Origin of the sequence: Mycobacterium sp. (assembly GCF_019247635.1) — a bacterium.
GTDB lineage: Bacteria > Actinomycetota > Actinomycetes > Mycobacteriales > Mycobacteriaceae > Mycobacterium.
On record NZ_JAFBAR010000104.1, the window covers coordinates 138468 to 165404 of the forward strand.

At 66.5% G+C, this 26937-nt stretch carries 23 protein-coding genes; 17 read left to right on the forward strand and 6 right to left on the reverse strand.

What is annotated here, in order from left to right:
- Positions 1 to 217: 217 nt before the first annotated feature.
- A complete protein-coding gene (locus tag JO236_RS17520; RefSeq protein ID WP_416362275.1) occupies positions 218 to 1888 on the reverse strand; it encodes an Nramp family divalent metal transporter in 1671 nt (556 codons plus the stop codon).
- A complete protein-coding gene (locus JO236_RS17525; RefSeq protein ID WP_416362276.1) occupies positions 1885 to 3174 on the reverse strand; it encodes a magnesium transporter MgtE N-terminal domain-containing protein in 1290 nt (429 codons plus the stop codon). Before JO236_RS17525 ends, JO236_RS17520 begins: the two co-directional genes overlap by 4 nt.
- A gap of 321 nt (positions 3175 to 3495) precedes the next feature.
- Here JO236_RS17525 and dapB point away from each other — a divergent pair, with 321 nt between their 5' ends.
- Genes dapB through JO236_RS17540 form a run of 3 tightly spaced genes read left to right on the forward strand, consistent with a single transcriptional unit; the run spans position 3496 to position 5145 of the window.
- On the forward strand, positions 3496 to 4230 hold the full coding sequence (gene dapB, locus JO236_RS17530; RefSeq protein WP_293333098.1) for a 4-hydroxy-tetrahydrodipicolinate reductase: 735 nt from the start codon (positions 3496 to 3498) through the stop codon (positions 4228 to 4230).
- Complete coding sequence (locus JO236_RS17535; RefSeq protein ID WP_293333101.1) at positions 4227 to 4697, forward strand: hypothetical protein; 471 nt, start codon at positions 4227 to 4229, stop codon at positions 4695 to 4697. Before dapB ends, JO236_RS17535 begins: the two co-directional genes overlap by 4 nt.
- Positions 4690 to 5145 (forward strand): flavodoxin family protein, encoded by a 456-nt coding sequence (locus JO236_RS17540; RefSeq protein ID WP_293333104.1) that lies wholly within the window; start codon positions 4690 to 4692, stop codon positions 5143 to 5145. The genes JO236_RS17535 and JO236_RS17540 overlap by 8 nt, the downstream gene beginning before the upstream one ends.
- Here JO236_RS17540 and JO236_RS17545 read toward each other — a convergent pair.
- A complete protein-coding gene (locus tag JO236_RS17545) occupies positions 5130 to 5981 on the reverse strand; it encodes a thioesterase family protein (protein WP_293333107.1) in 852 nt (283 codons plus the stop codon). The two genes, JO236_RS17540 and JO236_RS17545, sit on opposite strands and share 16 nt — an antisense overlap.
- Positions 5982 to 6020: 39 nt before the next feature.
- Here JO236_RS17545 and JO236_RS17550 point away from each other — a divergent pair, with 39 nt between their 5' ends.
- From JO236_RS17550 to JO236_RS17570, 5 genes are all read left to right on the forward strand, one after another.
- A complete protein-coding gene (locus JO236_RS17550; RefSeq protein ID WP_293333110.1) occupies positions 6021 to 7550 on the forward strand; it encodes a class I adenylate-forming enzyme family protein in 1530 nt (509 codons plus the stop codon).
- A complete protein-coding gene (locus JO236_RS17555; protein WP_293333113.1) occupies positions 7547 to 10753 on the forward strand; it encodes an acetyl-CoA carboxylase family protein in 3207 nt (1068 codons plus the stop codon). The genes JO236_RS17550 and JO236_RS17555 overlap by 4 nt, the downstream gene beginning before the upstream one ends.
- Positions 10754 to 10913: 160 nt before the next feature.
- Positions 10914 to 11684 carry an SDR family oxidoreductase gene (locus tag JO236_RS17560; protein ID WP_293333116.1) on the forward strand — a complete coding sequence of 257 codons (771 nt, stop codon included), beginning with the start codon at positions 10914 to 10916 and terminating at the stop codon, positions 11682 to 11684.
- A complete protein-coding gene (locus tag JO236_RS17565; protein ID WP_293333119.1) occupies positions 11674 to 12861 on the forward strand; it encodes an acyl-CoA dehydrogenase family protein in 1188 nt (395 codons plus the stop codon). Before JO236_RS17560 ends, JO236_RS17565 begins: the two co-directional genes overlap by 11 nt.
- Complete coding sequence (locus JO236_RS17570) at positions 12858 to 13955, forward strand: acyl-CoA dehydrogenase family protein (protein WP_293333122.1); 1098 nt, start codon at positions 12858 to 12860, stop codon at positions 13953 to 13955. Before JO236_RS17565 ends, JO236_RS17570 begins: the two co-directional genes overlap by 4 nt.
- A gap of 15 nt (positions 13956 to 13970) precedes the next feature.
- Here the strand turns inward: JO236_RS17570 and JO236_RS17575 are convergent, their stop codons facing one another.
- Entirely contained in the window at positions 13971 to 14336 is a 366-nt protein-coding gene (locus tag JO236_RS17575) for a PAS domain-containing protein (protein ID WP_293333125.1), read from the reverse strand.
- A 750-nt stretch (positions 14337 to 15086) separates the two neighbouring features.
- On the opposite strand from JO236_RS17575, the gene JO236_RS17580 reads away from it, so the two are divergent.
- On the forward strand, positions 15087 to 16340 hold the full coding sequence (locus JO236_RS17580) for a glycosyltransferase (RefSeq protein ID WP_293333128.1): 1254 nt from the start codon (positions 15087 to 15089) through the stop codon (positions 16338 to 16340).
- Here JO236_RS17580 and JO236_RS17585 read toward each other — a convergent pair.
- A complete protein-coding gene (locus JO236_RS17585) occupies positions 16329 to 17069 on the reverse strand; it encodes an alpha/beta fold hydrolase (RefSeq protein ID WP_293333131.1) in 741 nt (246 codons plus the stop codon). The genes JO236_RS17580 and JO236_RS17585 overlap by 12 nt on opposite strands.
- Positions 17070 to 17338: 269 nt before the next feature.
- Here JO236_RS17585 and JO236_RS17590 point away from each other — a divergent pair, with 269 nt between their 5' ends.
- The 8 genes from JO236_RS17590 (at position 17339) to JO236_RS17625 (ending at position 26025) form a co-directional block, all read left to right on the forward strand.
- On the forward strand, positions 17339 to 18139 hold the full coding sequence (locus tag JO236_RS17590; protein ID WP_293333221.1) for a thymidylate synthase: 801 nt from the start codon (positions 17339 to 17341) through the stop codon (positions 18137 to 18139).
- Positions 18136 to 18630, forward strand: coding sequence for a dihydrofolate reductase (locus JO236_RS17595; RefSeq protein ID WP_293333134.1), 495 nt, complete (start codon positions 18136 to 18138; stop codon positions 18628 to 18630). The genes JO236_RS17590 and JO236_RS17595 overlap by 4 nt, the downstream gene beginning before the upstream one ends.
- 4 nt (positions 18631 to 18634) lie before the next feature.
- On the forward strand, positions 18635 to 19849 hold the full coding sequence (locus JO236_RS17600) for a winged helix-turn-helix domain-containing protein (protein ID WP_293333137.1): 1215 nt from the start codon (positions 18635 to 18637) through the stop codon (positions 19847 to 19849).
- Positions 19850 to 20016: 167 nt separating this feature from the next.
- A complete protein-coding gene (locus JO236_RS17605; protein WP_293333140.1) occupies positions 20017 to 21426 on the forward strand; it encodes a type I restriction-modification system subunit M in 1410 nt (469 codons plus the stop codon).
- Positions 21423 to 22568, forward strand: coding sequence for a restriction endonuclease subunit S (locus tag JO236_RS17610; protein WP_293333143.1), 1146 nt, complete (start codon positions 21423 to 21425; stop codon positions 22566 to 22568). Before JO236_RS17605 ends, JO236_RS17610 begins: the two co-directional genes overlap by 4 nt.
- Positions 22569 to 22578: 10 nt before the next feature.
- A complete protein-coding gene (gene thyX / locus JO236_RS17615) occupies positions 22579 to 23331 on the forward strand; it encodes an FAD-dependent thymidylate synthase (RefSeq protein ID WP_293333146.1) in 753 nt (250 codons plus the stop codon).
- 107 nt (positions 23332 to 23438) lie between these two features.
- Positions 23439 to 24341 (forward strand): 4-hydroxy-tetrahydrodipicolinate synthase, encoded by a 903-nt coding sequence (gene dapA / locus JO236_RS17620; protein ID WP_293333149.1) that lies wholly within the window; start codon positions 23439 to 23441, stop codon positions 24339 to 24341.
- A gap of 7 nt (positions 24342 to 24348) precedes the next feature.
- Positions 24349 to 26025, forward strand: coding sequence for a ribonuclease J (locus tag JO236_RS17625; RefSeq protein ID WP_293333153.1), 1677 nt, complete (start codon positions 24349 to 24351; stop codon positions 26023 to 26025).
- A gap of 35 nt (positions 26026 to 26060) precedes the next feature.
- Here JO236_RS17625 and JO236_RS17630 read toward each other — a convergent pair whose 3' ends face one another.
- Positions 26061 to 26933, reverse strand: coding sequence for an SAM-dependent methyltransferase (locus tag JO236_RS17630; protein ID WP_293333156.1), 873 nt, complete (start codon positions 26931 to 26933; stop codon positions 26061 to 26063).
- Positions 26934 to 26937: the final 4 nt, after the last annotated feature.

Sequence of the window (26937 nt, forward strand, 5' to 3'; positions counted from 1 at the left end):
CCGTCGTCGTTGTTGAGCAACCGTTCTGGGGTGGTGATAGTCGTTGGTACTCGGCCGCCGCCTGCGCCGAGCGTGACGTGAGGGCGAGGTTTTTCGTCGTTTTTCGCCCTCAGAACACGCTCGGCGAAGGACGGGGCTCCGAGCGTTCACTATGGCCGGCCGCCGCATACCAGCACAGAGCCACACCAGTCCGCAACGCCCAACTGCGCGAAACCGGCTAGTGGCCGCTGAGCTGGACAGCCTTGACGATGAGCAGGACCGCACCGACGACGAGATAGCCGCGCAGGGCGATCATGCCGAGCCGGGTGCCCGGTGACCAGGTGACCGGCTCCAGCAGCGTCAGCGGTGGCATCCGCCAGGTGTTGCGGTCGACGCCTCGCGCCGGCAATTGCGGCGTAGCCGGCGGTGGCTGGCGGCGCGCCATCCAGCGCAGCGTGGGCACGGCGGCCACGGCGAGCAGAACCAGGGCCAGCGCCAGCCAGCCGGCGACCGCGACGATGTTGAGGCCGGGAAACAGGGTGGTGGCCATCAGGATTCCCGACAGCAGCAGCAGGGTGCCAACGATCAGCCCGGCGACCCAGTTGAGCCAGCGCCGGTTGACCCACGGCCCCAACACTTCCCGGTCGTTGCACAGCAGCAGCAGAAACACGCTGGCGCTAGGCAGCAGCAGGCCGGCAAGGGCTTGCACCGCGGTGGTGATCAAACCGAGCGGGGCACCGGGGATCAGCACGATGACGGCGGCCAGCACCACCATCGCGGTGTAGGACAGGTAGAACTGCTTGGCGTCGGAGAACCCGCGGTGCAACGAGTGCTTCAGACCGAACACGTCGCCGAACGCGTAGCTGGTTGCCAGGGTGACCGGGGCCGCGCCGAGAATCGAGGCGTCCATCAACACGATCGCGAACACCCAACCGAGCGCCGAACCGTGTTGGCCGAGCAGGTGCGCGATGGCGCCCGCGTCGCTGAAATTGCCCACCGTGTTGGTGGAACGCGCCGCCCAATCGCCCGTCATCACCAGCGCCGCGGCGCCGATCACCACCACGAACGCGCCCAACACCGTGTCAGCCCGCTCGTAGGCCATGAACCGGGGCGTGATGCGTTTGTCGACGACGTTGGACTGCTGGAAGAACAGCTGCCACGGCGCCACCGTCGTCCCGACGATGGCGATGATCAACAACACGGCGTCCGAGCTCATGCCGCCTGAAATGCTAGGAACCACAAATGATTTCGCGGCATGTCCCCATTGTGGGTGTGACATCAGGAGCATCGGGATCTGCACGAGGCTGATAGCAATGAATACGAACATGGCGCGCTCCCAGCGCCGGAAGCTGCCGCTTGCCATGATCGCGACCAGCGCGACCGCCGAGACCGGCACCACGATGTACTTGGAGACGCCGAGGTATTCGGCGGCCAGGCTGATGCCGATAAATTCGGTGACGATCGTCAAAAAGTTCAGCAGGAACAGGTCGCCGACCGAAAACCAACCCCAGCCGCGGCCGAAACGCTCGTTGATCAGGCGGGCGTGGCCGACCCCGGTCACCGCGCCGAGTCGCACCACCATTTCCTGGTTGACGATGAGCACCGGGATCAGTAGCAGCAGCACCCATAGCAGCGAGTAGCCGTAATTCTGGCCGGCCTGGGCGTAGGTGGCGACACCGCCGGCGTCGTTGTCGCCGACCATGACGATGATGCCGGGACCGACGATGGCCAGCAGCGTCATCAGCCGCGTCTTGAAGGTGCGCGGGTGATCGGTCTCGCCGATGCTGATGCGCCCGAATGCGCCCTCGATGTCACCGACGTGTGCAGAGTCGAGCACCGCGGTGCGCGCGGGCTCGGCGCGGGGAGGGGGTGGCCCGGGATTGCCGGCGTCTTGCTCGCTTGAGGTCACGGCGTCTGGTCTTCCGGCGCGTGGGCGCGGTCCTCGTCGGCCGGGGTGACATCGCGGACCGGTCGCGGGGCGGGTTCGCGACGGCGCCAGTCCTCAGGAATGGTGGCCTCCAGCATGTCGTCGACGGTGACCACCCCGAGCACGCGATCCTGCTCGTCGACGACGGGAATCGCGTAAAGGTTGAAGTCCGCCATCAACAACGCGACGTCCACCACATCGGCTTCCGGCGTGACCCGCACCGGGTCGGAATCCATGAGCGTCGCCACGCTCGCAGCGGGGTCGGCCTGCAGAAGATCGATCACGGACACCACCCCGGCCAGGCGTTTGTCCTCGTCGAGAACATGCATCTTGACCAGCGCCTCCGGCTGGATGCTGTGGGCAGCCGCGATCAGTCTCAGCGCTGCGCCCGCCGTTACCTCCGTGGGGCAGGACACGAAGTCGACATTCATCAGGCCGCCGGCACTGTCGGGGTTGAACCCCATCAGCGTGATCACCTTGGTCCGTTGCGGGGCGGGCATCAAGTCCAGTACGCGGCGCCGCCGCGACTGCCGCAGATCCGCGATCGCGTCGGCGGCATCGTCGGCACGCATCCGGCCGAGCACCCCGGCGACCTTGTCGTCGGGCATGCGGTCGAGCAGCCGGCTGGCCTTTTCGGGATCAAGCTCTTCGAAGACGTCGGCTTCCAGTTCCGGATCGCTGTGGACCCGGTCGAGTATCTCGCCGCCCTCGGCCTTGTCGGCTTCTTCCAGCAGATCGGCGATCTCGGCGGGCTTGAAGCCGCCGAACCGGCCAGAGACGCGTCGCACTGCGTCCGAGCGCGCGTGCCCGATCAGCGGTTCAAAGGCCTTCCAATCGCGGGACGCATGGCCGCCCGAGCTCTTGATCAGCCCGAACAACCGCGCCGGGCGGCGGGTGTCCAGCCGTGCGAGCACCCATCCCGCGCCGGTGTCCTCCAGCTCGACGTCATAGGCGCGTACCAGCTCCACGGCGGCCACGTCGATCAACCGGTGCCCCAGCACGTCCGCGCGCAACAGCACTTCACCGTCGCGGCGCTCGAAGCCCCGAAGGTCAACCTTGTTCTTCGCCAAGACCACCCGGTCCGGGGCGTAATCGCTGATGATCTTGCTGCCGATGAACACCCGCCTGCCGCCGACCTCGGCCACGATCCCCGTCACCGACGGATACTCCTGAGCCCCGCGCAACCGCACGATCACGTCCTGCACCCGGCCCACCGCCTCGCCGGAGCGCGATAGCACCGGCGAGCGCAGCAACTTAGACAGATGGATAACTGGCCGTCCTGAGTTGGGCTCGGCCGTCTCTGATGGACTCACTTGTCCTCCTCACCGTGCGATAGATCCGCGAGCAGTCTGCACCAGACCAGGTTCGATGCGCGCGCGGGTATGGGCGCCGCCGGCTCGGCCGCCAGATCCTACGCCGCAGCCACCACGGCCCGACGACCACCAGGTAAACATTCAGCGGTCGGCGCCCCCGCGGTCGGCGCCCCCGCCGCCGCCCGTCGAGCGTGCGCAGAATGCCGGCCGCCGCGGCGTGTCTCCGTACAAACACGCACGGTCGCGGTAAAACGGCGCCGCAGTAGGGTGAAGGCCATGCGGGTAGGCGTGCTGGGAGCCAAAGGCAAAGTGGGTGCGACCATGGTGCGGGCCGTGGAGGCCGCCGCGGATCTGGCCCTGTCCGCACAGGTCGACGCCGGCGACCCGCTCAGCCTGCTGACCGAAGGCAACACCGAGGTGGTCATCGACTTCACCCACCCCGACGTGGTGCTGGAGAATCTGAAGTTCCTGATTGACAACGGCATTCACGCGGTGGTCGGTACCACGGGCTTCACCGCCGAGCGCCTGCAGCAGGTGCAGCACTGGCTGGCCGGCTCCGATACCTCAGTCTTGATCGCGCCGAATTTCGCGATCGGGGCGGTGCTTTCGATGCATTTCGCGAAGCAGGCCGCCCCGTTCTTCGACTCGGCCGAGGTCATCGAGCTGCATCACCCGCACAAGGCTGACGCCCCGTCGGGCACGGCCACGCGCACCGCGAAGCTGATTGCGGAAGCCCGAAAAGACTTGCCGCCCAACCCCGATGCCACCAGCACGAGTCTGCCCGGCGCCCGTGGTGCCGACGTCGACGGCATCCCGGTGCACGCGGTGCGACTGACGGGTCTGGTTGCTCACCAGGAGGTGCTGTTCGGCACCGAGGGGGAGACGCTGACCATCCGCCACGACAGCCTGGACCGCACGTCATTCGTGCCGGGTGTGCTGTTGGCGGTGCGCCGCATCCGTGAGCATCCGGGACTCACCGTCGGCATTGAGCCGCTGCTCAATCTGCAATGACCAAAACCGCCCGCATCCAGGCGCTCATCGCATTCATGTGCGCGGCGATGCTGGCGTACTTCGTCCTGCTGGGCCGCATCGCCATCGCGATGATCGGTTCGGGCCGGGTCGCGGCGGTGGGCCTGGGGCTGGCCGTGCTGATCATGCCCGTCATCGGCGTGTGGGTGATGATCGCCACGCTGCGTGCGGGATTCGCGCACCAGAGGCTGGCCCGTCTGATCGCCGAAGACGGAATGGAACTCGACGCCAGCGCACTGCCGCGGCGGCCGTCGGGCCGCATCCAACGAGGGGCCGCCGACGCGCTTTTCGCCACCGTACGCAGTGAGGTGGAAGGCGACCCCGGCGATTGGCGGCGCTGGTACCGGCTGGCGCGGGCCTACGACTACGCGGGGGATCGCCGCCGCGCCCGGGAAGCCATGAAGACCGCCCTGGAACTGCACGTGGGCCACCGGGGCGCCGATGAGTAAAACGCTGCTGATCGTCCATCACACGCCGTCGCCGCATACGCAGGAGATGTTCGAGGCGGTGCTGGCCGGGGCGACCGATCCGGAGATCGAGGGCGTCGACGTTACACGGAGACCCGCGCTCACCGTATCGCCGACAGACATGCTGGAGGCCGATGGTTATCTGCTCGGCTCCCCGGCCAACCTGGGCTACATGAGCGGCGCCCTCAAACACGCATTTGACGTGTGTTACTACCCGTGTCTGGACGCGACCCGGGGACGACCGTTCGGCCTGTATCTGCACGGCAACCAGGGCACCGAGGGCGCCGAGCGTGGCGTCACCGCCATCACGACGGGTCTGGGATGGGTGAAAGCCGCTGAGTACGTGCTGGTATCGGGCAAACCGAGCAAGGACGACCTGGAGGCGTGCTGGGAACTGGGAGCGACGGTCGCCGCTCAGTTGATGGGCTGAGCCGGCGATTGCAATGGCGGCTTGAACGCATCAGCGGGCTGGGCCAGCGCCAGTGCCGAGCTGGTGCCGATCGGTCCGTGCCGGTCGAACAGTGTCGCCGCGCCGGTGGCCACCCCGGCCGTGCCGTAGTGGGACTGGGCGGCCAGCCCGAGGTATTCCCCGTCCGGCAGCCGGCTCGCGGTTACGGTGTAGTCAGCGTTGATGTAGCGTAATCCGCCTGTGCCCCAATGGGTTAGCGAACTCGTGATATCGCCGACGAAGGCCAGGCGGCAAAACGGGGTGAGCGGGTGGCCATGCACGATCGGACGGAACAAGCGCGTCCACGCGAACTTCTGAGAGTGGGCCTGCTCCCACTCGGCCATGTCGCCGCCTCCCGGCGTGGGGTTGGTGCCGTAACCCCAGATGAAAAACTGCATGTCGGGCGGGAAACGGTCGGAGTCGGTCGGCAGTGGCGGCATCTCCACCGGGGCGGACCACACGCGGCCGTCGGGGTGCTCGCCTCGTCGCAGGAACAGCGCACTGGCCCGAGCGACCGTCGTGCCGTTCTGCACCAGCGCTGCGTCGACAAGCTTGATCCGACGACCTTCCCGCTGTATCGAGGTCTCAATCCGCACCGGCTCCAGCAGGACTGGGCGCATCAGGTCAACCGTGAAGCGCGCCGGCTGAAACGCGGGATCGATGCCGGATTGCTCGATCCCCCAACCCAGCAGGCCTCCGACGGTCTGCCCGCCCATCGCAGCACCCCAGGGACCCCGCGTCAGCGCGCCCGGCACATAAGAGTCGCCGTCGACAGTGAAGAATGCCTCGGGCATGATGGCGGAATCGTCGATCGTCACCGCTATCACGATAGGACACCGGATAATAAGGAACCGGCCATGACCGAGGTAATCGAGATTCCCCGCACGCGCAACCCTTTTCCGGCAACCGGGGTGTCGAGAGACAGCAACGGCGTCCCGCACTACGACGACGTGCCGGCCACGCTGTTGGACATGCTCGCCGAGCAGGTGGACCGTCGCCCAGGGGCCGAGGCACTGGTCGAACTGGGCGCGGATCGGTTGACCTACCGGCAGCTGTGGGACCGCGCCTCGCGAGTCGCCGGTGGGCTGCGCGCCGGCGGTCTGCAGCCCGGTGACCCCGTCGCGGTGCGCTATGCGGCGGGAATCAAATGGGCGCTGGCGTTCTGGGGCACCATAATGGCCGGCGGCATTGCGGTCGCCGTCAATACGCGATCCGCGCAACCGGAGGTCGAATTCGTTCTGTCCGACTCCGGTTGCAGGGTGGACCTGGCCGCAGACACACCGCTGCCGGACGGGCAGCCGTACGTGACCGAACAGCTTGACCGCACCGACATCGCCGCGCTGTTCTACACCTCGGGTACTACGGGTCATCCCAAGGGCGTGCCGACCAGCCACGAAGCATTCGTGACCAACACCGAGAACGCGGTCCGCTGTCTCGAACAGCCAAGGGACATCGGCGAAGACCTGCGCACCCTCATCTCGGTCCCGTTGTTTCATGTGACCGGTTGCAACTCACAGCTTTTGGCGGCTGCCCGGCTTGGCGGTGCATCGGTCATCATGCCGGTGCTCAACCTCGACGAGTTGATCGCCAAACTGCCCGACGAGCGCATCTCACTCATGGTGACGGTGCCTGCGGTGTACTCGCTGATGCTGCGGCACAAGGCCTTTGGCGGTACCGATGTTTCCGGCGTGCGCTGGGTGGGTTACGGGGGCGCACCGATCGCGCCGGCGTTGGTGCGCTCGGTCAAAGAGGCGTTCCCGCAAGCGACGGTGTTCAACGGGTACGGCATGACCGAGACCGCCTCGTTGATGACGGTTCTGCCGGACCGTGATGCCCTCGAGCACGCCGACTCGGTGGGCTATGCCGTCCCGTCTGTCGATCTCGGCATCGTTGGCTTTGCCGGTGACGAGCCCGGCGTTGGCGAACTGGTCACCCGCGGGGCCAATGTGACTACCAGCTACTGGAACCGGCCAGACGCGACCTCGGCCACGATCGTGGACGGCTGGTTGCATACGGGCGACGTGGTGCGGGTCGACGACGCGGGCCGGGTGCACATCGTCGACCGGCTCAAGGACATCATCATTCGCGGTGGCGAGAACGTCTCCAGCGTCGAGGTGGAGGCCGCGTTGCTATCGGCGCCCAATGTCGCGGACGCCTGCGTGCTGGCGGTTCCCGACGACGTGCTGGGGGAGAAGGTGGGCGCAGTGCTGTTCGGTGAGCGGATCGACGTCGACTTCGTGCTCGACCACTGCCGCACCCAGCTCGCGGATTTCAAAGTTCCGCAATACATCACCGTGACAACCAATGCGCTGCCGCGCAACGCGGGGGGCAAATTACTTAAAGGAAAGCTCCGCGCGGACGTCGAGTGGGGTCCCGCCCTGCGATGAGTGCGGCCCTGCTCATCGCCAACCGCGGCGAGATCGCGCTCCGAATCATCCGCACGGCAACCGAACTGGGCTTGAAGACAGTCGCGGTGTATGCCGCGGACGACGCCGACAGCCCACACGTACACGCGGCCGACGAGGCGATCGGTCTGCCGGGTACCGGCCCCGCCGCCTACCTGGATCAGGCCGCGATCCTGGCGGCAGCCGAGAAGTCCCGGGCAGACCAGATCCATCCGGGATATGGATTCCTCAGTGAGAACGCCGAATTCGCGCGTGCCTGTGCGGCAGCCGGCTACACCTTCGTGGGACCGACGGCCGACGTGCTGGTGCTGCTCGGTGACAAGTCCGTTGCCCGCGATGCCGCGACAGCGGCCGGGATCCCGGTGCTGCCGGCAACACAGGGTCCGAGCAGCATCGAGGACGTCCGCGCGTTGTTCGCCGCCCAGGACGACTCGATCATGATCAAGGCGCTCGCCGGTGGCGGCGGTCGCGGACTGCGCAGGGTCGACAGCGCCGACCAGATCGACGACGCCTACCGTCAGTGCGCCGCGGAGGCGCAGCTCGGCTTCGGCGATCCTGCGGTGTTCGCCGAGGCGCTGCTCCACGACGCCAGGCACATCGAAGTGCAGATCGTCGCGGCGCCGGCAGGCCACCAAACGCGCGCGCTGGCTCTCGGCGACCGTGACTGCAGCGTTCAGCGCCGCTATCAGAAGCTGGTTGAAATCGCGCCGGCCCAAGGGCTTTCGGACAACCTCCGCAGGCAGCTGCACCAGGCCGCGGCCCGGCTTTGTGCCCGCGTCGGCCTGCACGGGGTGGCCACCGTCGAATTCCTGGTTACCGCTGACACGTTCGCCTTCCTGGAGGTCAACCCACGAATTCAGGTGGAACACACCGTCACCGAGGAAGTCACGGGAGTGGATCTGGTGGCCGTACAGCTGGCTATCGCCGCCGGCAAGTCCTACTACGAGCTGCGACTACCGGCCGGAATTGCGTCTGACGGAAGCGAAGTCATCGGTGAACCGGTCGCACCCCGAGGAATCGCCATCCAGACCCGGGTCAACATGGAAACCTTCGGCCCCGACGGGTCCGTCCTACCCAGCGCGGGGAGCCTGACGGCGTTCTCGCCGCCGAGCGGTCCGGGAGTGCGGGTGGACACCTACGGTCGGCCCGGCGCGACGCCCAGCCCACGTTACGATTCGTTGTTAGCCAAGGTCATTACGCACACCCGAGGAACGCAGTTTGCGGCCGCGGTGCGCAAGTCGCGCACGGCGCTGGCCGAGTTCACCATCGAGGGCATCGGCACGAACATCGCATTTCTACGAGAGCTGCTGTCCAACGGGCAATTCCAATCAGGCTGGGTAACTACGGCCTTTCTGGACGACAAGCTTCCGGAGTTGGCGGCCGCAGCGTTGTCGGATCGACACCAGGTCCGGGTCGCCCCGGTCGAGCTCTATCCGGGCGAGGAAGCGTTGCGCGCACAGCTGGCCGGCACCGTGGTCGAGATGACACCCGAGGGAACTGATGTCGGTGCCGAGCACCAACTGGTGGTCCTCGAGGCGATGAAGATGCAGCACGTGCTGGTGGCCCCGGATGCGTTGCGCACGGTCCGGAATCTGGTGCAACCCGGCCAAGTTGTCGGAACCGGCGACCCGTTGCTGGTCTACACCCGCACAGGCGCCCGCACCGAGGGCGAATCATCCTCCGCCACAGCAGATCTTGACCACTCGCGCGCCGACCTGGACGAGGTGCGGCGCCGTCATCTGCTCACCCTCGACGTGGCTAGGGAATCCGCTGTTGCCAAGCGGCACAAGGCAGGTCGTCGCACCGCCCGGGAGAACATCGCCGACCTGGTCGATCCCGGCAGCTTCGTCGAGTACGGCGCACTGGCGATTGCCGCGCAGCGCAGCCGGCGCTCGGAAGAGGATCTGATCGCCAACACCCCGGCCGACGGCCTGGTGGCCGGCTTGGCCAGCGTCGGTGGGGTCGAGACGGTCGTGGTGTCCTACGACTACACCGTGCTGGCCGGAACGCAGGGCATGCGCAACCACGCCAAGACCGATCGTGTCTTCGAGTTGGCGACCCGGAAGCGCCTGCCGGTGGTGCTATTCGCCGAGGGTGGCGGCGGACGGCCCGGCGATACCGACGTCGGCGGCGCGGCAGGGCTGGACGTGCCGACGTTTCGGATGCTGGCCGGCCTGAGTGGGCGGGTGCCGTTGGTGTCGATCGTGTCGGGCTACTGCTTCGCCGGCAACGCCGCGCTGGCCGGGGTGTGCGACGTGATCATCGCGACCCCCGACGCCAACATCGGCATGGGCGGACCGGCCATGATCGAGGGCGGCGGCCTCGGGGTCTATTCGCCGAAAGCCATCGGGCCGATCGACGTGCAGCGCCACAACGGCGTGGTGAGTATGGTTGCCCGCGACGAGGCGCATGCGGTGGCGCTCGCCAAGCAATACCTGTCGTACTTCCAGGGCAACTCAGACGACTGGGCGCCCCCCGATCCGCGACTCGCCCGACATGTGGTGCCGCAGAACCGGTTGCGCGCCTACGATGTGCGTCGAGCGATCGCGTCGATCGTTGACGTCGGTTCGGTGCTGGAGCTGCGTCCCGACTATGGCGTCGGAATCATCACCGCGCTGGTCCGGGTCGAGGGCGCGGCCTACGGCCTGATCGCCAACAGCAGCCATCATCTGGGCGGCGCGATCGACGCGGAGGCGGCCGACAAGACGGGGGACTTTCTTGCGGTGTGCGAGTCTTTCCGGCTGCCGATCGTTTCGCTCTGTGACACACCAGGATTCATGGTCGGCCCAGACGCGGAGAAGGAGGCGGCGGTCCGTCGGTTCGGTCGGCTGTTCGTGCTGGGCGCCCAGCTGACGGTGCCGCTCGGAATGATCATCTTGCGCAAGGCATACGGACTTGGCGCCATGGCCATGGCCGGCGGTTCGTTTCGCGCCCCGCAGTTCACCGTCGCGTGGCCGACCGGCGAGATCGGCGGCATGGGGCTGGAAGGCGCTGTGCGCCTTGGGTTCAGCAAGGAACTAGCGGCCGCGTCCGACGAAATCGAACGTCAGCAGCTGTTTGACCGTCTAGTGGAGGCCGCCTACCAACACGGCAGGGCGCTGCGGTCGGCCACCTCCTTCGAGCTTGACGACGTCATCGACCCGGCCGAGACTCGGTCATGGTTGACCCGGCTGTCGGGTCAATGACGGAACCCAATCGAGCGCCAGCCGCTATCCGTGACAGGTGCCGCAGCCAACGCCCGCCAGGCATCCGCCGCCGGGGTGCCACCAGGGCCGCAGCGCTAACATTCCAGTCGCGTACCACGTGCACGCGTGGCCGAAATACCCAACGAAGGACCGAGCGCTAATGACATCACTCGACCTGACCGGCAACACCGCAATAGTCACCGGCGCCTCAAGGGGAATCGGGCTGGCGATCGGGCAGAAGCTCGCCGAGGCAGGCGCCAACGTCGTGCTCACCGCTCGCAAGCAGGACGCCGCGGACGCCGCCGCGGCACAGGTCGGCGATCGTGCCCTCGGCGTGGGCGCCCACGCCGTCGACGAGGATGCCGCACGGGTGTGCGTCGACCTCACACTCGACCGCTTCGGCAGCGTGGACATCCTGATCAACAACGCGGGAACCAACCCGGCCTACGGCCCGCTGATCGATCAGGACCACGCCCGCTTCACCAAGATCTTCGACGTCAACCTGTGGGCGCCGCTGATGTGGACTTCGCTCGTAGTCAAGGCATGGATGGGCGCGCACGGCGGCTCCGTGGTCAATACGGCTTCAATCGGCGGTATGCACCAATCGCCCGCGATGGGCATGTACAACGCCACCAAGGCCGGGTTGATCCACGTCACCAAGCAACTGGCGCTGGAGCTTTCCCCGGGCATCCGGGTCAACGCGATCTGTCCCGGGGTGGTGCGTACCAAGCTGGCCGAGGCGTTGTGGAAAGACCACGAGGATCCGTTGTCGAAGAACATCGCGCTGGGCAGAATTGGCGAGCCCGTCGATGTGGCCGGCGCGGTCGCCTTCCTGGTTTCGGACGCGGCCCGTTGGATCACCGGCGAGACGATGGTAATCGACGGTGGCCTGCTGCTCGGCGACGCCAAGGGGTTCCGGGATGAGCACTGACCTCGACGCGCGGATCCGCGCGCTTCTCGACGAACACGATCCCGGCGCTACCGAGCCGCGGGATTTTCTCGGCGCTCAGTTCGACGCCGGCCTGGCCTGGGTGCATCTGCCGGTCGGTTTCGGCGGGTTGGACCTGCCGCGGACCGCTCAGGAACGCGTCAATGTCCAGCTCGCCGCCGCGGGCGCGCCGGTGGGTGGCACGCCGAAGAACTATATCGGCATGGGGATGGCGGCACCGACCATCGTGGCCTTCGGCACCGATGAACAGAAACGAAAGTTACTGCGCCCGTTATTCATTGGTGATCAGATCTACTGCCAGTTGTTCAGCGAGCCCGGCGCCGGATCGGACCTGGCCGCGGTGGCCACCCGCGCGGTCCGCGATGGTGACGAATGGATTGTCAACGGCCAAAAGGTCTGGACGTCGCAGGCACAGCACGCGCAGATGGCCCTCCTGGTCGCGCGCACCGATCCCACCGTGCCCAAACACCTTGGCCTGACGTACTTCCTGTGCGACATGACGCAGCCCGGCGTCGAAATACGGCCGCTTCGGCAGATCACCGGCGAGGCCGAGTTCAACGAGGTGTTTCTCACCGATGTCCGGGTGCCCGACGCCAACCGGCTTGGCCCCGAGGGCGGCGGTTGGCGCGTTGCCACTACCACGCTCAACAACGAGCGGGTCGCCATCGGCTTGCGCTCCGGTGCTCCGCGGGAGGGCGGTCACATCGGCAAGGTCGCTCAGGCTTGGCGCGACGATCCCGGGCTGCGTGATCCGGCGATGCACGACGAACTGATGCGGTTGTGGGTCGACGCGGAGGTGTTGCGCCTGAGCGGAGAACGGCTGCGACAGCAAATCGTCGCGGGTCAGCCCGGGCCCGAAGGCGCCGGTATGAAGGTAACGTTCGCCACGTTGGCCCAAGCGATTTCGGGTTTCGAGATCGAGTTACACGGCGAGGCCGGGTTGCGCTACGACGATTGGACACTCCGCAGACCCGAAGTGGTCGACCTGACCGGACGCGGGCCCGGCTACCGCTATCTACGGGCACGCGGCAACTCGATCGAGGGCGGCACATCGGAGATCCTGCGCAACACCATCGCCGAGCGAGTGCTTGGCCTGCCGGGCGAACACCGCGTCGACAAGGACATCGCCTGGAAAGACCTGAGGGAGCTGGATCGATGAGCGCCGCCGACCTGTTGTACTCCGACACTGAGGAGGCGTTGCGGGACGGCGTGGCGCACCTATTCGCCGACCGGTGTCCACCGCAATTGGTTGCAAAGGCTTATGACCAGCCACCACAAGACTTTTCGGGAGTGTGGCGTACCCTTGCGGCTGAGCTCGGCGTGGCCGGGTTGCTGGTACCCGAGGCGCTCGGCGGGGCGGGCGCGGGCACGCGCGAGGCCGCGGTCGTAATGGAGGAGATCGGCCGCGCCGTGGCGCCGGTGCCATTTTTATCCAGCGCCGTGTTGGGCACGGTAGCGCTGTTGCGGGCCGGGGAGACCGACACACTTGCCGCGCTGGCGCAGGGAGAGCTCACCGCGGCGCTGACGGTGCCGCTGTCGACCGCTCCTGGTGATGCGATCGCGGGTGTGAGTATTGGGTCCGACGGCCTGAGCGGACAGATCCGAAGCGTCGCGGGCGCAAGCGAAGCCGACGTACTAGTGGTCCCGGTGGCCGCCCCGGGCGGGCTCGAGTTGCATACCGTCTCCCGGGACGCGGCGGGGGTGGATGTGTCGCCGGTGCTGGCGCTGGATATGACCAGACCCCTTGCGGACGTTCGGTTTTCGGGGGCGGCGTCGAACACCATCGGTCCGGCGCAAGACGCGGTGACGGCGGCGCTGGAGACGGGTGCGGCGTTGCTCGCCTCCGAACAACTCGGTGTCGCACAGTGGTGTTTCACCACCACGCTCGCCTATGTCAAGCAGCGCAAGCAATTTGGCCGCTTGATCGGTTCGTATCAAGCCATCAAGCACCGACTGGTGGACCTGTGGCTGGACGTGGGTTCGGCCACGAGTGCGGCCCGCTATGCCGCCGACGCCTGCTCGCGCGGGGACGAGGATGCCGTTATCGCGGCGGCCATTGCGCAGGCCTACTGCAGCGGTGTGGCGGTGCACGCCGCCGAGGAGTGCGTGCAGCTGCATGGCGGCATCGGGATGACTTGGGAGTATCCCGCCCACCTGTACTTGAAGCGGGCCAAGAGCGACCAGTTGGCTTTCGGCACCGCCTACCGGCACCGGGCCCGGTTGGCCGAGTTGGTAGACCTCCCGGCGTCGTGACCACTCGCGGGTTGATCAGCCTTGCTCGGCGGACCACCCGTCGCTGTTGAGCCACAGCTCCTCGGTGCGGTCGCGGAAGGTGGCCAACGCCACGGTGTCTTCGCGGCGTCGCATGGCCGACTTGCTCATGCTGGCCCACACGGAGTGGCCGTTTTTGTGCCTCAGCTCGACAAGCCGCTCGGTGCCGGTTCCGATGAGCGCGACCCAGCGATCATTCGCGGGCAGGCAGCGGAAAATGTCGTCGAATCTCATCGATATGAGCTCGTCGTCCGAGTAACCCACCATGTCGCAAAACGCGTCGTTGGCGAACAGGATGATCCCGACGCGGTCGACCGCCAACGCCGGCGCTGGGAGCCGCTCCAAAATGACCAGCGCGGGCATTTGCCGCAGCGCGTCTATCGGTGATTGGTCCGCCGGCGTCGGACGTCGACGCTCAAGGCTTAGTTCTCGCATGACAGCAGGACTGTAGGTAACCACGGATCGAACCCCCATTCCGCTCGCCCTATGCAACCGCTGCGGTAGAGCTCGCTCGTCCTCTCTATGATTACCAGCAAATGCTATTGTAAACTCTTAATCGTGTCCATAGTTTGTTAGCCATATTGCCCATGTGTCGAATTCTTGGGGTGGTTTCGCACGCTATGACCAAATATTATCGGCAGCGATATATTTGCTATCAATTCATGTGCGCGACTTCGCATGGGTGGCTGATCGAGCGTAGCAAACTCTCGCCACGATAATCTGACCCTGTCAGCAACTCAGCGTGCCGGCTCGGCAACCCGGGAAGCAGGCAACGAATCAGATGGGGGCAAACGGCATATGCGCGTGCGGGCGTCCGCACGTTAACGCGCTAGCGCGCAGGCCACGGCTTCCGGCGTTCGTTCGTAGCTGCTTCTCGCAGTCCATGTCCAGAACCGGGACTGGCTGCGCTCTCGGCGAGTTTTAGGCCGCGGCCCGCCGAAAAGGTCCGAAGATGTCTATTCCGAGCCCGCTCGGTGGGGTATCAGAGCCCCTCCCGGCGGCCGGCACGGGTGGCGTGCGGTGTGCGACCGACCCGACTTAGGACGTTGCCGGTGTCGCGCGGATGATAAGTTCCGCCGAGACCAGGACCCCGCGTGAACTCGGAGCAGCGAAATGCGTGTGTTGTTATCGACATACGATTCGCGCGGCGGCGTCGAACCGCTGGCCGGACTGGCTGTGCAATTACGGGCACTCGGTGCCCAGGTGCGGGTGTGCGTGCCGCCGGACGAGGAGTTCGCGAAGCTGCTGGCCCGTGCCGGTGCGCAGGTGGTGCCGTTCGGCGGATCGGTGCGCGCGATGACCACCGCGGCGACACCGCCCTCGGAGGCGGACCTGCGCCGTCACGTCGACGAGATGATCGCCGCGCAGTTCGGTACGGTCGCGGCTGCGGCCGAGGGATGTGATGCGCTCGTGGCGACCGGCCTGGTGTGGACCGCGGCCGGCGCGCGGTCGGTGACCGAAAAGCTAGGTATCCGGTACGTGTATGCGAGCTACCACCCGCCGCACCTGCCGTCGCCGCATTACCCGCCGCCGTCGTATGTGGGCTCGCCAATGTCATTGATCGTGGACAACCGGGTGTTGTGGGAACGCGACGCCCAGGATGCGAACGTGTTGCTGGGCCCGACGCTCAATAGCCACCGGGCGTCGATCGGCCTGCCTCCGGTCGACGACGTCCGTGGTTACGCCTTTACCGAGCACCCGTGGCTCGCGGCGGACCCGACTCTGGGTCCGTGGCTGGGGCAGACCGACCTCGACGTCGTCCAAACCGGTGCATGGTTGCTACCGGACGAACGTCCACTCCCGTCCGAATTGGTGGCATTCCTGGATGCCGGTACGCCGCCGGTGTACGTCGGGTTCGGCAGCATGGCGCTGCGGGGCTCCCAGGATCTTGCCCGGGTGGCCATCGAGGCAACCCGCGCGCAGGGCCGCCGCGCGCTCATCTCCCACGGCTGGGCAGACCTGGTGCCGATCGACGACCTTGATGACTGCTTTGCTGTCGGCGAGGTCAACCACCAGGCGCTGTTCGGCCGGGTGGCGGCAGTGATGCACCACGGCGGCGCGGGCACGACGACCACGGCCGCGTTGGCCGGCGCGCCTCAGGTGGTGATACCCCAGGGTGCAGACCAGCTGTACTGGGCCGCCCGGGTGGTCAATCTGGGCATCGGTACCGCATACGACGGTCGGACCGCCACCGTCGAGTCCCTGTCGGTCGCGCTGCAGACGGCCCTGAGTCCCGAGACCCACGCACGAGCGGGCGCCGTGGCGGGCACCGTCAGCACCGACGGTGCGATGGTGGCCGCGACGCTGTTGGTAGACGCGATCAACCAAGGGAATCAGCGCGCAAACAGCGATTCCTCAACGCCGTAACGCCGAGCCGAAGACTTCCGTCATCGCCGCCCAGTGTCGCTCGGCAGCGGCGGCGTCATAGGACGCGTTGTCGGGGACCGCGAATCCGTGGGCGGCCTGGTACCACTCGATGCGGTGCTCTACACCGGCCGACGTCAAGGCCTTCTCGAGTTGCTCGGCGTGGTCGGCGGTAAACGACGCGTCGTTCTCGGCACCGCCGACGTACACCGTGGCGGTCATTTGGTCGGCCAGCAGGTGTGGGCTGTCGGCGGCATCGGTGACCAGCCCGCCGCCGTGGAATGACGCCACGGCGGCGACCTGGTCCGGGAGGCGGCCGGCGAGCGTCAACGAGATCCGCCCGCCCATGCAGTAGCCGCAGACGCCGAACCGGTCCCCGCTCACCTCAGACCGAGCGGCCAGGTAGTCGAACAACGCGCCGGCATCCGCGACGACCTTGTCCTGCGTCAGGCTGCCGATCATCTTCATCAGCCGGTTGCGTTCCCCTGCGTCGGCGAACACGGTGGACATGGAGAACGGGGCCCAGTCACCCTCTCGGTAGTACACGTCAGGCACCAGCACCGCGTAGCCGTGGCCGGCCAGCTTGGCGCCCATTTCGTCGAAGGTGTCCCGGGCGCCGCCAGCGTCGGGAAACATGATCACGCCGGGCCAGGGGCCCGAGCCTTCGGGGGTGAACAGGTGGACGGGGCACGCGCCGTCGGGAGTGGAGACGGTGTCGGTGAGGGTCGGCATGCCCTCTGTTCTACTCCGCGGCTTTCGGCGCAAATTCATCGGCGTCGACCCGCCGCGCCCGGCTTCGCCGCGCTTGCGATCGCCGCGGATTTTTCTGGCGTCGACCCGCCGCGCCCGGCTTCGCCGCGCTTGCGATCGGCGCGGATTTTTCTGGCGTCGACCCGCCGCGCCCGGCTTCGCCGCGCTTGCGATCGCCGCGGATTTTTCTGGCGTCGACCCGCCGCGCCCGGCTTCGCCGCGCTTGCGATCGCCGCTAAGCTGACCGCGTGTTGCCGATCCCGACTCCCTACGAGGACCTGCTGCGCCTGGTGCTCGACACGGGTACCGCCAAATCCGACCGCACCGGCACCGGCACCCGCAGCCTGTTCGGCCACCAGATCCGCTACGACCTGTCCGCCGGCTTCCCGCTGCTGACCACCAAAAAGGTGCACTTCAAGTCGGTGGTCTACGAATTGCTGTGGTTCCTGCGCGGGGACTCCAACGTCGGCTGGCTGCAGCAGCACGGTGTCACCATCTGGGACGAATGGGCAAGCGACACAGGTGATCTCGGGCCGGTCTACGGTGCGCAGTGGCGGTCCTGGCCGACCCCGTCGGGTGAGCACATCGACCAGATCAGTGCGGCACTGGATTTGCTACGCACCGACCCGGACTCTCGGCGCATCATCGTGTCGGCCTGGAACGTCGGCGAAATCCCGCAGATGGCGTTGCCGCCGTGTCACGCGTTCTTCCAGTTCTACGTCGCCGAGGGGCGGCTGAGCTGCCAGCTGTATCAGCGCAGCGCCGACCTGTTCCTGGGGGTGCCCTTCAACATCGCGAGCTACGCGCTGCTCACGCACATGATGGCCGCCCAGGCCGGCCTCGTGGTCGGCGAGTTCGTCTGGACCGGCGGCGACTGCCACATTTACGACAACCACGTCGAGCAGGTGCGGCTCCAGCTCACCCGTGAACCACGACCGTATCCGGAACTCGCTCTGGCGCATAGGGATTCAATCTTCGACTACACCTACGACGACGTCATCGTCAAGGACTACCATCCGCACCCGGCGATCAAAGCCCCCGTCGCTGTATGACGCGTGTGACGGACCTGGGCCTGGTCTGGGCTCAGTCCACGTCCGGTGTCATCGGCCGCGGGGGCGACATCCCATGGCGAGTGCCCGAGGATCTGGCCCACTTCAAGCGCGTCACCATGGGACACACGGTGGTGATGGGTCGGCGGACATGGGACTCGTTGCCCAACGGCGTACGGCCGCTGCCGGGTCGGCGAAATGTCGTACTCTCCCGCCAAACTGGCTTCGTGGCTGACGGTGCAGAGGTGGTCGGTTCGCTCGAGGACGCGCTGACCGATCCCCGGGTGTGGGTGATCGGCGGGGGGCAGATCTATGTGCTCGCGCTGCCACGCGCGGTCAGGTGCGAGGTCACCGAGGTGGACATCGAGCTACCCCGCGACGACGACGACGCACTGGCTCCTCCGCTCGACCAGACGTGGCGGGGAGTCGCGGGCGAGTGGCTGGTCAGCCGCTCGGGTCTGCGGTACCGCTTTCACAGCTACCACCGCTCATGAGCGCATGGGCATCCTGACCGCCGTGCAGGCCCGTCGGGTCGCGGTGGCGGCGCAAGGCTTCGCCGAGCCCAAACCGGTCGGGCCGATCACGCGTGCGCATCTGCGGCGGCTCATTTCGAGAATCCAGGTGCTGCAACTCGATTCGGTGTCGGTGGCGGTGCGGGCACACTACGCTCCGGTGTTCAGCCGACTCGGACCTTACGACCGCGACGTGCTGGACCGTGCCGCGTGGGGTCCCGTGAAATCGCGCCTCTTGGTAGAGTACTGGGCGCACGAAGCCGCGCTGATGGCTGTGGACGACTGGCCGCTGCTGCGCTGGCGCATGCGTCAGTACCGGCACGGCCGCTGGGGTTCCCACATCGTGCAGGCTAATTTGCGCCTTGTCGACGAAATCGTCGCCGCCGTAACGGAACTCGGGCCCAGCACCGCCGGGCAGATCGAGGCGTATCTCCAGGCCGAGCCGCGAGGACGAAAAGGTCCCTGGTGGGGGCGCAGTGATACCAAGTGGGTGGCAGAGGCGCTGTTTGCTTCCGGCGTTTTCACGACGGCCACCCGCATCGGTTTCGCTCGCCACTACGACCTTACGGAGCGGGTGCTGCCGCCGGCCGTGCTGGCCCGGCACGTCGACGACGACGAGGCGGTCCGCGAACTCACGCTACGGGCGGCCACTGCGCTGGGCGTCGCCACCGAGGCCGACATCCGCGACTATTTCCGGCTATCGGCCCAGCAGGTGAAGCCGGCGGTCGCCGAGTTGCTGGCCGCCGGCGAGATCGAGCGGGTGGGCGTGGACGGCTGGTCGGCACCGGCGTACCTGCGTGCCGGCCGTCCTGTGCCGCGCCTGGACCGCGGTACCGCGCTCCTGTGTCCGTTCGACCCGCTGATCTTCTTCCGGGCCCGCGTGGAGCGGCTGTTCGGATTCCATTACCGCATAGAGATTTACACCCCGGCCGCCAAACGCCAGTACGGCTATTATGTGTGGCCGCTGTTGCTGGACGGGCGGCTGGTCGCCCGGGTGGATCTCAAGGCTGACCGGGCGGCGGACGCGCTGCGGGTGGTGGGCGCCTTCGGTGAGCCTGACGTGCCCCGCCCGCGGGTGGCCGCGGCGTTGGTCGGTGAGCTGGAGTCGATGGTGGGGTGGCTGGGTTTGGGCGGGGTCGACGTGTCCGGCGGCGGCGATCTAGCCGGGGAGTTGCGCACGGCCGCAAAGCGGGCGTGCTGAGGATCGGCTCGTGTGGCGCAAGCGCTCAACGAGGCGCTGTTGCCCTTGCCACGTCCGGCGGCGCGGCCAAGGCGTCCGCATGGTGTCACGCGAACTCGACGATTTGTCCTAACCAATCCGAGCTGAACGACGACAACGGCCTGTCGCTGTAGCTACAGTTTTCGCTGATGTCCCTCAGCAAGACGGCGGCGACTCCAGCGCTCCAGACGCCCAAGGAGCTCAAAGACACGCTGTGGATGGCCGCGAATAAGCTGCGCGGGTCGTTGTCGGCCAGCCAGTACAAGGACGTCGTCCTCGGGCTGGTATTCCTCAGGTACTTCTCCGATGCTCACTGGAAGTTGTTGGCGAACAACGCTAGATCTTCGAAAATCGGCCAGTTGGTGGACGGGGCGGTGACCGCCGTCACGTCTGCAAGCCCTGGACTGGCGGGAACGCTGCCGCCACTTTACGACGGCGTGGATCCACGCCGGCTGGGCGAACTGGTGGCGTTGCTCGACGGTGTGCGATTCAGCCGGCAGGGCAGCCACCGTGCCCGCGACTTAATGGGGGAGGTATACGAGTACTTCCTCGGCAACTTCGCCCGCAGCGAGGGGCGGCGGGGTGGCGAATTCTTCACCCCGCCCAGCGTCGTCCGACTGCTCGTGGAGATCCTCGAACCGTCGAGTGGACGCGTCTACGACCCGTGCTGTGGTTCGGGCGGGATGTTCGTGCAGACCGAGAATTTCATCCTCAAGCGGAATGGTGACCCCCGGGCTATCTCGATCTATGGCCAGGAGAACGTCGAGCAAACCTGGCGGATGGCGAAGTTGAACCTGGCCGTGCACGGGATCGACGACACGGACGTGGTCCGGGGGGACACGCTCCTTGCCGACTTACACGCCGGCCTACAGATGGACTACGTGATGGCCAATCCGCCGTTCAACATCAAGGATTGGGCCCGCGACGACAAGGATCCCCGCTGGGGCTTCGGCGTTCCCCCCGTTACCAACGCGAACTTCGCGTGGATCCAACACATCCTGGCCAAACTGGCACCTGGGGGCAAGGCCGGGGTGGTGATGGCGAACGGTTCGATGTCGTCAAAATCCAATGGGGAAAGCGATATTCGAGCTCGCATCGTGGAGGCGGACCTGGTGTCCTGCATGGTCGCGCTACCCGCACAGCTATTTCGCAGCACCGGAATCCCGGTGTGCGTCTGGTTTTTTGCCGCTGACAAAGGTGATCGCTCGGGGCAGGTGCTGTTCATCGACGCCCGCGGACTTGGGTACCTGGTGGAGCGCGCGGAGCGCGCGCTGACGGATGCTGAGATCGCCTGCGTCGGCGACACCTATCGCTCCTGGTCGAGGAATTCTTGCTACCAGGATGTTCCGGGCTTCTGTAAGTCGGCGACCCTCGAAGAGATACGGGCAGCGGGCTGCGTGCTAACGCCCGGGCGTTATGTAGGAGCCCCGGAGGCCGAGCATGATGGGGAGCCGGCTGATGTGAAGGTCGCGCGGTTGACCACAAATCTTCTTGCAGCGCTTGATGAATCGGCGCGGTTGGACAAGGTGGTACGCGATCAGCTGGAGCGCGCCTGGTGAGGGTGAGGCTCGGTGATCATCTCGACTTCACCAACGGCCGCGGTTCACCGGCGCGGACCTCGGCGGGCCGTTTCCCTGTCTACGGCGCCAACGGCGCAATCGGGTACGCCGCGGAACCCAACGCCGCGGGCCCGCTGATCGTCATCGGCCGTGTCGGATCGTATTGCGGCAGTGTGCGTTATTCCGATTCCGAGGTTTGGGTCACGGAGAACGCCCTGGTCTGTCGGGCCAAGGTTCCCGAAGAAACCCGCTATTGGTATTACGCGTTGCAAATTTGTCGGCTCAACGGACACCGAGCGGGATCGGGCCAGCCGTTGCTCAACCAGAGCATTCTTGGCGACGTCGCGGTTTGGGCGGTGGACGCGGGTGAGCGCCGAAGGATCGCCGCGTTGCTGGGCGGCCTCGACGACAAAATTGCCGCGAACGGCCGCGTGATCGAGGCGGCCGAGGCATTGATGACTGCCATCGCCGGTTCGGTGCATGCCCGGGTGCTTCTGTCCAGCTTGGCAAGCCAGGCGGGCGCTTTGCTGAACCCGACCCAATTCGATGGCGTGGTTGCTCATTTCAGCTTTTCAGCATTTGACCGCGGGGCGCGCCCGGAGCTAGTCGAATCCGGATCTCTTAAGAGCGGCAAGTTCGGCTTGTCGGCGGCGTGTGTATTGTTCGCCAAGCTGAACCCGCGAATCCCGCGGATATGGAATGTGCTCCGGCTGCCATCCGAGACGGCTTTGGCGAGTACGGAATTCGTCGTGCTGCGGCCTATTGGTATTGACACCTCCGCGTTGTGGGCGGCGTTGCGAGAACCCGAGCTCTCGGAAAAGCTGCGGCGGCAAGCGGCCGGGACGTCGGGGAGTCGGCAGCGAATCCGTCCGAGTGACCTGTTGCAAGCTCGGGTGCGTGACGTGCGCCGCCTGTCCGGTGAGGAGTTGAGGAAGCTCACCAGCCTGGGCGAACTATGTCATGCTCGGCGCACCGAATCCCTGCGGTTGTCGGAGTACCGCGACGCCCTGCTCCCGCCGTTGATGTCGGGGGAGCTGAAGGTGAAGGATGTCGCGCCGAGACCGCAATCAGGGCGCGCGATCGAGGCTTGGGCAGTGTCTCAGCGCAGCCTCGGCGCCACCAGCGCAGAGTCGCATCGCTAGTCTGAGCGCCGTGGCCCAGACCGCGTCGCTGCGTGTGCAGCTGATCGCCAAGACCGAGTTCCTGGCGCCCCCGGAGGTGCCCTGGACCACCGATGCCGACGGCGGTCCGGCGCTGGTCGAATTCGCCGGCCGGGCCTGTTATCAGAGCTGGTCCAAGCCGAATCCTAGGACCGCGACCAACGCCGGTTACATCAAGCACATCATCGATGTGGGACATTTCTCGGTGCTCGAGCACGCCGGCGTGTCGTTCTATATCACCGGTATCTCGCGGTCCTGCACCCATGAGCTAATCCGGCACCGGCACTTCTCCTATTCGCAGCTCTCGCAGCGCTATGTGCCGGAAAGCGACTCGCAGGTCGTCGTCCCGCCGGCCCTGGAAGACGACGCCGAACTGCGGCGGATCCTGACCGATGCTGCTGACGCGAGCCGCGCGACCTACACCGAACTGCTGGCCAGGCTGGAGGCGAAGTTCGCTGACCAGCCCAATGCCATCCTGCGGCGCAAGCAGGCCCGCCAGGCCGCCCGCGCGGTGTTGCCCAACGCCACCGAGACGCGCGTCGTCGTGACCGGGAACTACCGCGCCTGGCGGCACTTCATCGCGATGCGGGCCAGCGAGCACGCCGACGTGGAAATCCGGCGCCTGGCCATCGAATGCCTGCGCCAACTCGTCGGCGTCGCACCGGCGGTGTTTGCCGACTTCGAGGTCGCCACCCTGGCCGACGGCACCGAGGTCGCGACCAGTCCTTTAGCCACCGAGGCGTGAGCCGCTGAGGGTGCGCAAATGTACCGCTTCACCGGCGTGTTGCTGGACAAACATGCACGCTCGCGTGGCTATAAGAGCCGTTGGCATCGCCAGGTAACCTGAACACCGTGACCACCGTCGGATTCGACGCTCCCGCACGCCTGGGAACCCTGCTGACCGCGATGGTGACGCCGTTCGGCCCAGATGGCTGCCTCGATACCGCCGGCGCGGCGCGACTGGCGAACCACCTGGTCGACGCGGGGTGCGACGGTCTGGTGCTCTCGGGCACCACGGGCGAGTCGCCGACCACCGCCGACGACGAGAAGCGCGAGCTACTGCGCGTCGTGCTGGAGGCCGTGGGGGATAGGGCTCGAATCATCGCCGGGGCGGGCACCTACGACACCGCGCACAGCATCAAGCTGGCCAAAGCCGCCGCGGCCGAAGGCGCGCACGGGCTCCTGGTCGTGACGCCGTATTACTCAAAGCCGCCGCAAAGCGGTCTCTACGCACATTTCACCGCGGTCGCCGATGCCACCGAGCTGCCCATCCTGCTCTACGACATCCCCCCGCGCTCCGTCGTGCCGATCGAACCCGGCACGATCCGCGCGCTGGCGTCGCATCCGAACATCGTGGGCGTCAAGGACGCCAAGGCTGACCTGCACAGCGGCGGGCAGATCATCGCCGAGACCGGCCTGGCCTACTACTCGGGCGACGACGCGCTGAACCTGCCGTGGCTGGCGGTGGGCGCCATCGGCTTCATCAGCGTGATCTCGCATGTGGCGGCTGGCCAGCTGCGAGAGTTGTTGTCCGCCTTCGGGTCCGGTGACATTGCCACTGCCCGAAAGATCAACGTCGCCGTCGCGCCGTTGTGCAACGCGATGGGTCGTCTGGGCGGTGTGACGCTGTCCAAGGCGGGTCTGCGGCTGCAGGGCATCGACGTCGGCAACCCCCGGCTGCCGCAAGTGGCGGCGACGCCCGAGCAGCTCGACGCGTTGGCCGCCGACATGCGCGCGGCCTCAGTTCTAAGATGAGGCTCCCGTGAACGAAGACCTCGCCCCACCTGGCCCTTTGGCCGCCGGCGGGTTGCGGGTCACCGCCCTGGGCGGGATCAGCGAAATCGGTCGCAACATGACGGTTTTCGAGCACTTGGGCCGGCTGTTGATCATTGACTGCGGGGTAATGTTCCCCACCCACGACGAGCCTGGAGTCGACCTGATCCTGCCGGATCTGCGCCATATCGAAGACCGGCTCGACGACATCGAGGCGCTGGTGCTGACCCATGCGCACGAGGACCACATCGGCGCGATTCCGTTCCTGCTCAAGCTGCGTCCCGACATCCCGGTCGTTGGGTCCAGGTTCACCTTGGCTCTGGTCGCGGCGAAGTGCCGCGAGCACCGCCTCAAACCAGTGTTCGTCGAGGTCAAGGAGGGTCAGAGCAGTCGGCACGGGGTGTTCGAGTGCGAGTACTTCGCCGTCAACCACTCGATTCCGGACGCGCTCGCCATCGCCGTCTACACAGGCGCGGGCACCGTCCTGCACACCGGCGACATCAAGCTCGACCAACTGCCGCTCGACGGCCGTCCCACCGACCTGCCCGGCATGTCTCGGCTCGGCGACGCCGGTGTCGACCTGTTCTTGTGCGATTCGACGAATGCCGAACATCCCGGGGTGGGGCCCTCGGAAAGCGAAGTGGGCCCGACGCTGCATCGGCTGATCCGTGGCGCCGAGGGGCGCGTCATCGTCGCATGCTTCGCTTCCAACGTCGACCGGGTGCAGCAGATCATCGACGCCGCAGTGGCGTTGGGCCGACGGGTGTCGTTCGTCGGGCGATCGATGGTGCGCAACATGGGAATTGCGCGCGACCTAGGCTTCCTGCGGGTCGAGGACTCTGACCTGATCGACATCTCCGCCGCCGAAATGATGGTGCCGGAGCAGGTCGTGCTGATCACCACCGGCACCCAGGGCGAGCCGATGTCGGCGCTGTCGCGGATGTCGCGCGGCGAGCACCGCAGCATCACGCTGACCTCTGGTGATCTCATCGTCCTGTCGTCCTCGTTGATACCCGGTAACGAGGAGGCGGTCTACGGCGTCATCGACGCGCTGGCCAAGATCGGAGCTCGTGTCGTCACCAATGCCCAAGCGCGGGTACATGTTTCGGGTCATGCATACGCCGGGGAGCTGCTGTTCCTGTACAACGGGGTCCGGCCACGCCACGTTATGCCGGTGCACGGAACCTGGCGGCATCTGCGGGCCAACGCCAAGCTGGCTGCCAGCACCGGGGTGCCGCAGGAGTCAATTCTGTTGGCCGAGAACGGCATCAGCGTCGACCTGGTGGCGGGAAGGGCGTCCATCGCCGGCGCGGTGCCGGTGGGCAAGATGTTCGTCGACGGGCCGATCACCGGCGACGTCGGCGACATCACGTTGGGTGAACGGCTCATCCTGTCGTCGGGCTTTGTCGCCGTGACCCTGGTGATCAAGCGCGGCACCGGCAAGCCGGCGGCCGCGCCGCAGCTGCATTCGCGCGGCTTCTCAGAGGATCCCAAAGCGCTGGAACCCGCGGTGCGCAAGGTCGAGGCGGAACTCGAATCGCTGGTCGCCGCCGACGTCACCGATCCGATCCGGATCGCCCAGGGCGTGCGTCGAACTGTCGGGAAGTGGGTGGGCGAAACCTACCGCCGTCAGCCGATGATTGTGCCCACCGTGATCGAGGTCTAGCGGCGATCGCAGCCATCGGTCTAGCGGCATCGCGTTTAGGTTTTCTCCGCGCAGGCGGACCACTCCAGTTGCGACGCTTTGAGTTTTCGACCGGTCGGTTCGACGTACCGTGCGACAAGCTCGTCGGGGCCAAACTGCTCCACCAGCCGCCAGCCGTATTCGGCGACAAACCCCGCGACCTCGTCGGGCTCAAGGCCAAAGTGCCACAGTTGATTTCGCTGGCGCACGGTCCGGTAGAGCGTGCGGGTGCCGTATCGATTGCTTCCGTCGATGAAGTCGCGGCGGACGTAGGTGAATACCATTCGGCTGCCGGGCGCGGCGGCTCGCAGTCCCTCGAAGGTTCGCCGGACAGCGTCCTCGGTCAGGTACTGGGTGACGCCCTCGCAGATGAAAAAGACCCGGTAGTCGATGCGATAACCGTGCTCAGCCAGGGCGGTGAGCAGGTCGTCATGCTCGAAGTTCAACGGCACCAACCGAACCGACAAAGGCAGACCACCCAGCACCCGTCGGACCGTGGCTGCTTTGCGCGCGATATTGACCGGGAGGTCCACCTCGAAGATCGGGATGCGAATGCGCCGGGTCAGTTGGTAGGGGCGGGTGTCCAGACCGGAGCCGAGGATGACGATGGCATCGATGTCGTTACGGGCCTCGTCGAGCTTGTCACCGATAAAACGTTTGCGGCAGGCGAGATTGGTCCACAGGCCGGGGCCGGACCACTCCGAGGCTTGGATGAAGAGGCGACGGACCGGCGCGGGCCTGGTCGCAGTGACGAGCCATCGAATTGACCTCGGTAAGAACAGTTCCGCCAGGTCGTCGTCGACGAGCCGGCGCTCGGGTGCCTCGTTTCGCTCGACGGCCGCCAGCACCATCGGGCCTAATGCAGTCTGCGCAACTGGGTTTCGTGCCATCTGG

What these genes read in the sequence shown, in the direction of transcription:
- dapB (WP_293333098.1), top strand. Translation starts at nt 3,496, where the DNA reads ATGCGGGTAGGCGTGCTGGGAGCCAAAGGCAAAGTGGGTGCGACCATG.
- JO236_RS17535 (WP_293333101.1), top strand. Translation starts at nt 4,227, where the DNA reads ATGACCAAAACCGCCCGCATCCAGGCGCTCATCGCATTCATGTGCGCG.
- JO236_RS17540 (WP_293333104.1), top strand. Translation starts at nt 4,690, where the DNA reads ATGAGTAAAACGCTGCTGATCGTCCATCACACGCCGTCGCCGCATACG.
- JO236_RS17550 (WP_293333110.1), top strand. Translation starts at nt 6,021, where the DNA reads ATGACCGAGGTAATCGAGATTCCCCGCACGCGCAACCCTTTTCCGGCA.
- JO236_RS17555 (WP_293333113.1), top strand. Translation starts at nt 7,547, where the DNA reads ATGAGTGCGGCCCTGCTCATCGCCAACCGCGGCGAGATCGCGCTCCGA.
- JO236_RS17560 (WP_293333116.1), top strand. Translation starts at nt 10,914, where the DNA reads ATGACATCACTCGACCTGACCGGCAACACCGCAATAGTCACCGGCGCC.
- JO236_RS17565 (WP_293333119.1), top strand. Translation starts at nt 11,674, where the DNA reads ATGAGCACTGACCTCGACGCGCGGATCCGCGCGCTTCTCGACGAACAC.
- JO236_RS17570 (WP_293333122.1), top strand. Translation starts at nt 12,858, where the DNA reads ATGAGCGCCGCCGACCTGTTGTACTCCGACACTGAGGAGGCGTTGCGG.
- JO236_RS17575 (WP_293333125.1), bottom strand. Translation starts at nt 14,336, where the DNA reads ATGCCCGCGCTGGTCATTTTGGAGCGGCTCCCAGCGCCGGCGTTGGCG.
- JO236_RS17580 (WP_293333128.1), top strand. Translation starts at nt 15,087, where the DNA reads ATGCGTGTGTTGTTATCGACATACGATTCGCGCGGCGGCGTCGAACCG.
- JO236_RS17585 (WP_293333131.1), bottom strand. Translation starts at nt 17,069, where the DNA reads ATGCCGACCCTCACCGACACCGTCTCCACTCCCGACGGCGCGTGCCCC.
- JO236_RS17595 (WP_293333134.1), top strand. Translation starts at nt 18,136, where the DNA reads ATGACGCGTGTGACGGACCTGGGCCTGGTCTGGGCTCAGTCCACGTCC.
- JO236_RS17600 (WP_293333137.1), top strand. Translation starts at nt 18,635, where the DNA reads ATGGGCATCCTGACCGCCGTGCAGGCCCGTCGGGTCGCGGTGGCGGCG.
- JO236_RS17605 (WP_293333140.1), top strand. Translation starts at nt 20,017, where the DNA reads ATGTCCCTCAGCAAGACGGCGGCGACTCCAGCGCTCCAGACGCCCAAG.
- JO236_RS17630 (WP_293333156.1), bottom strand. Translation starts at nt 26,933, where the DNA reads ATGGCACGAAACCCAGTTGCGCAGACTGCATTAGGCCCGATGGTGCTG.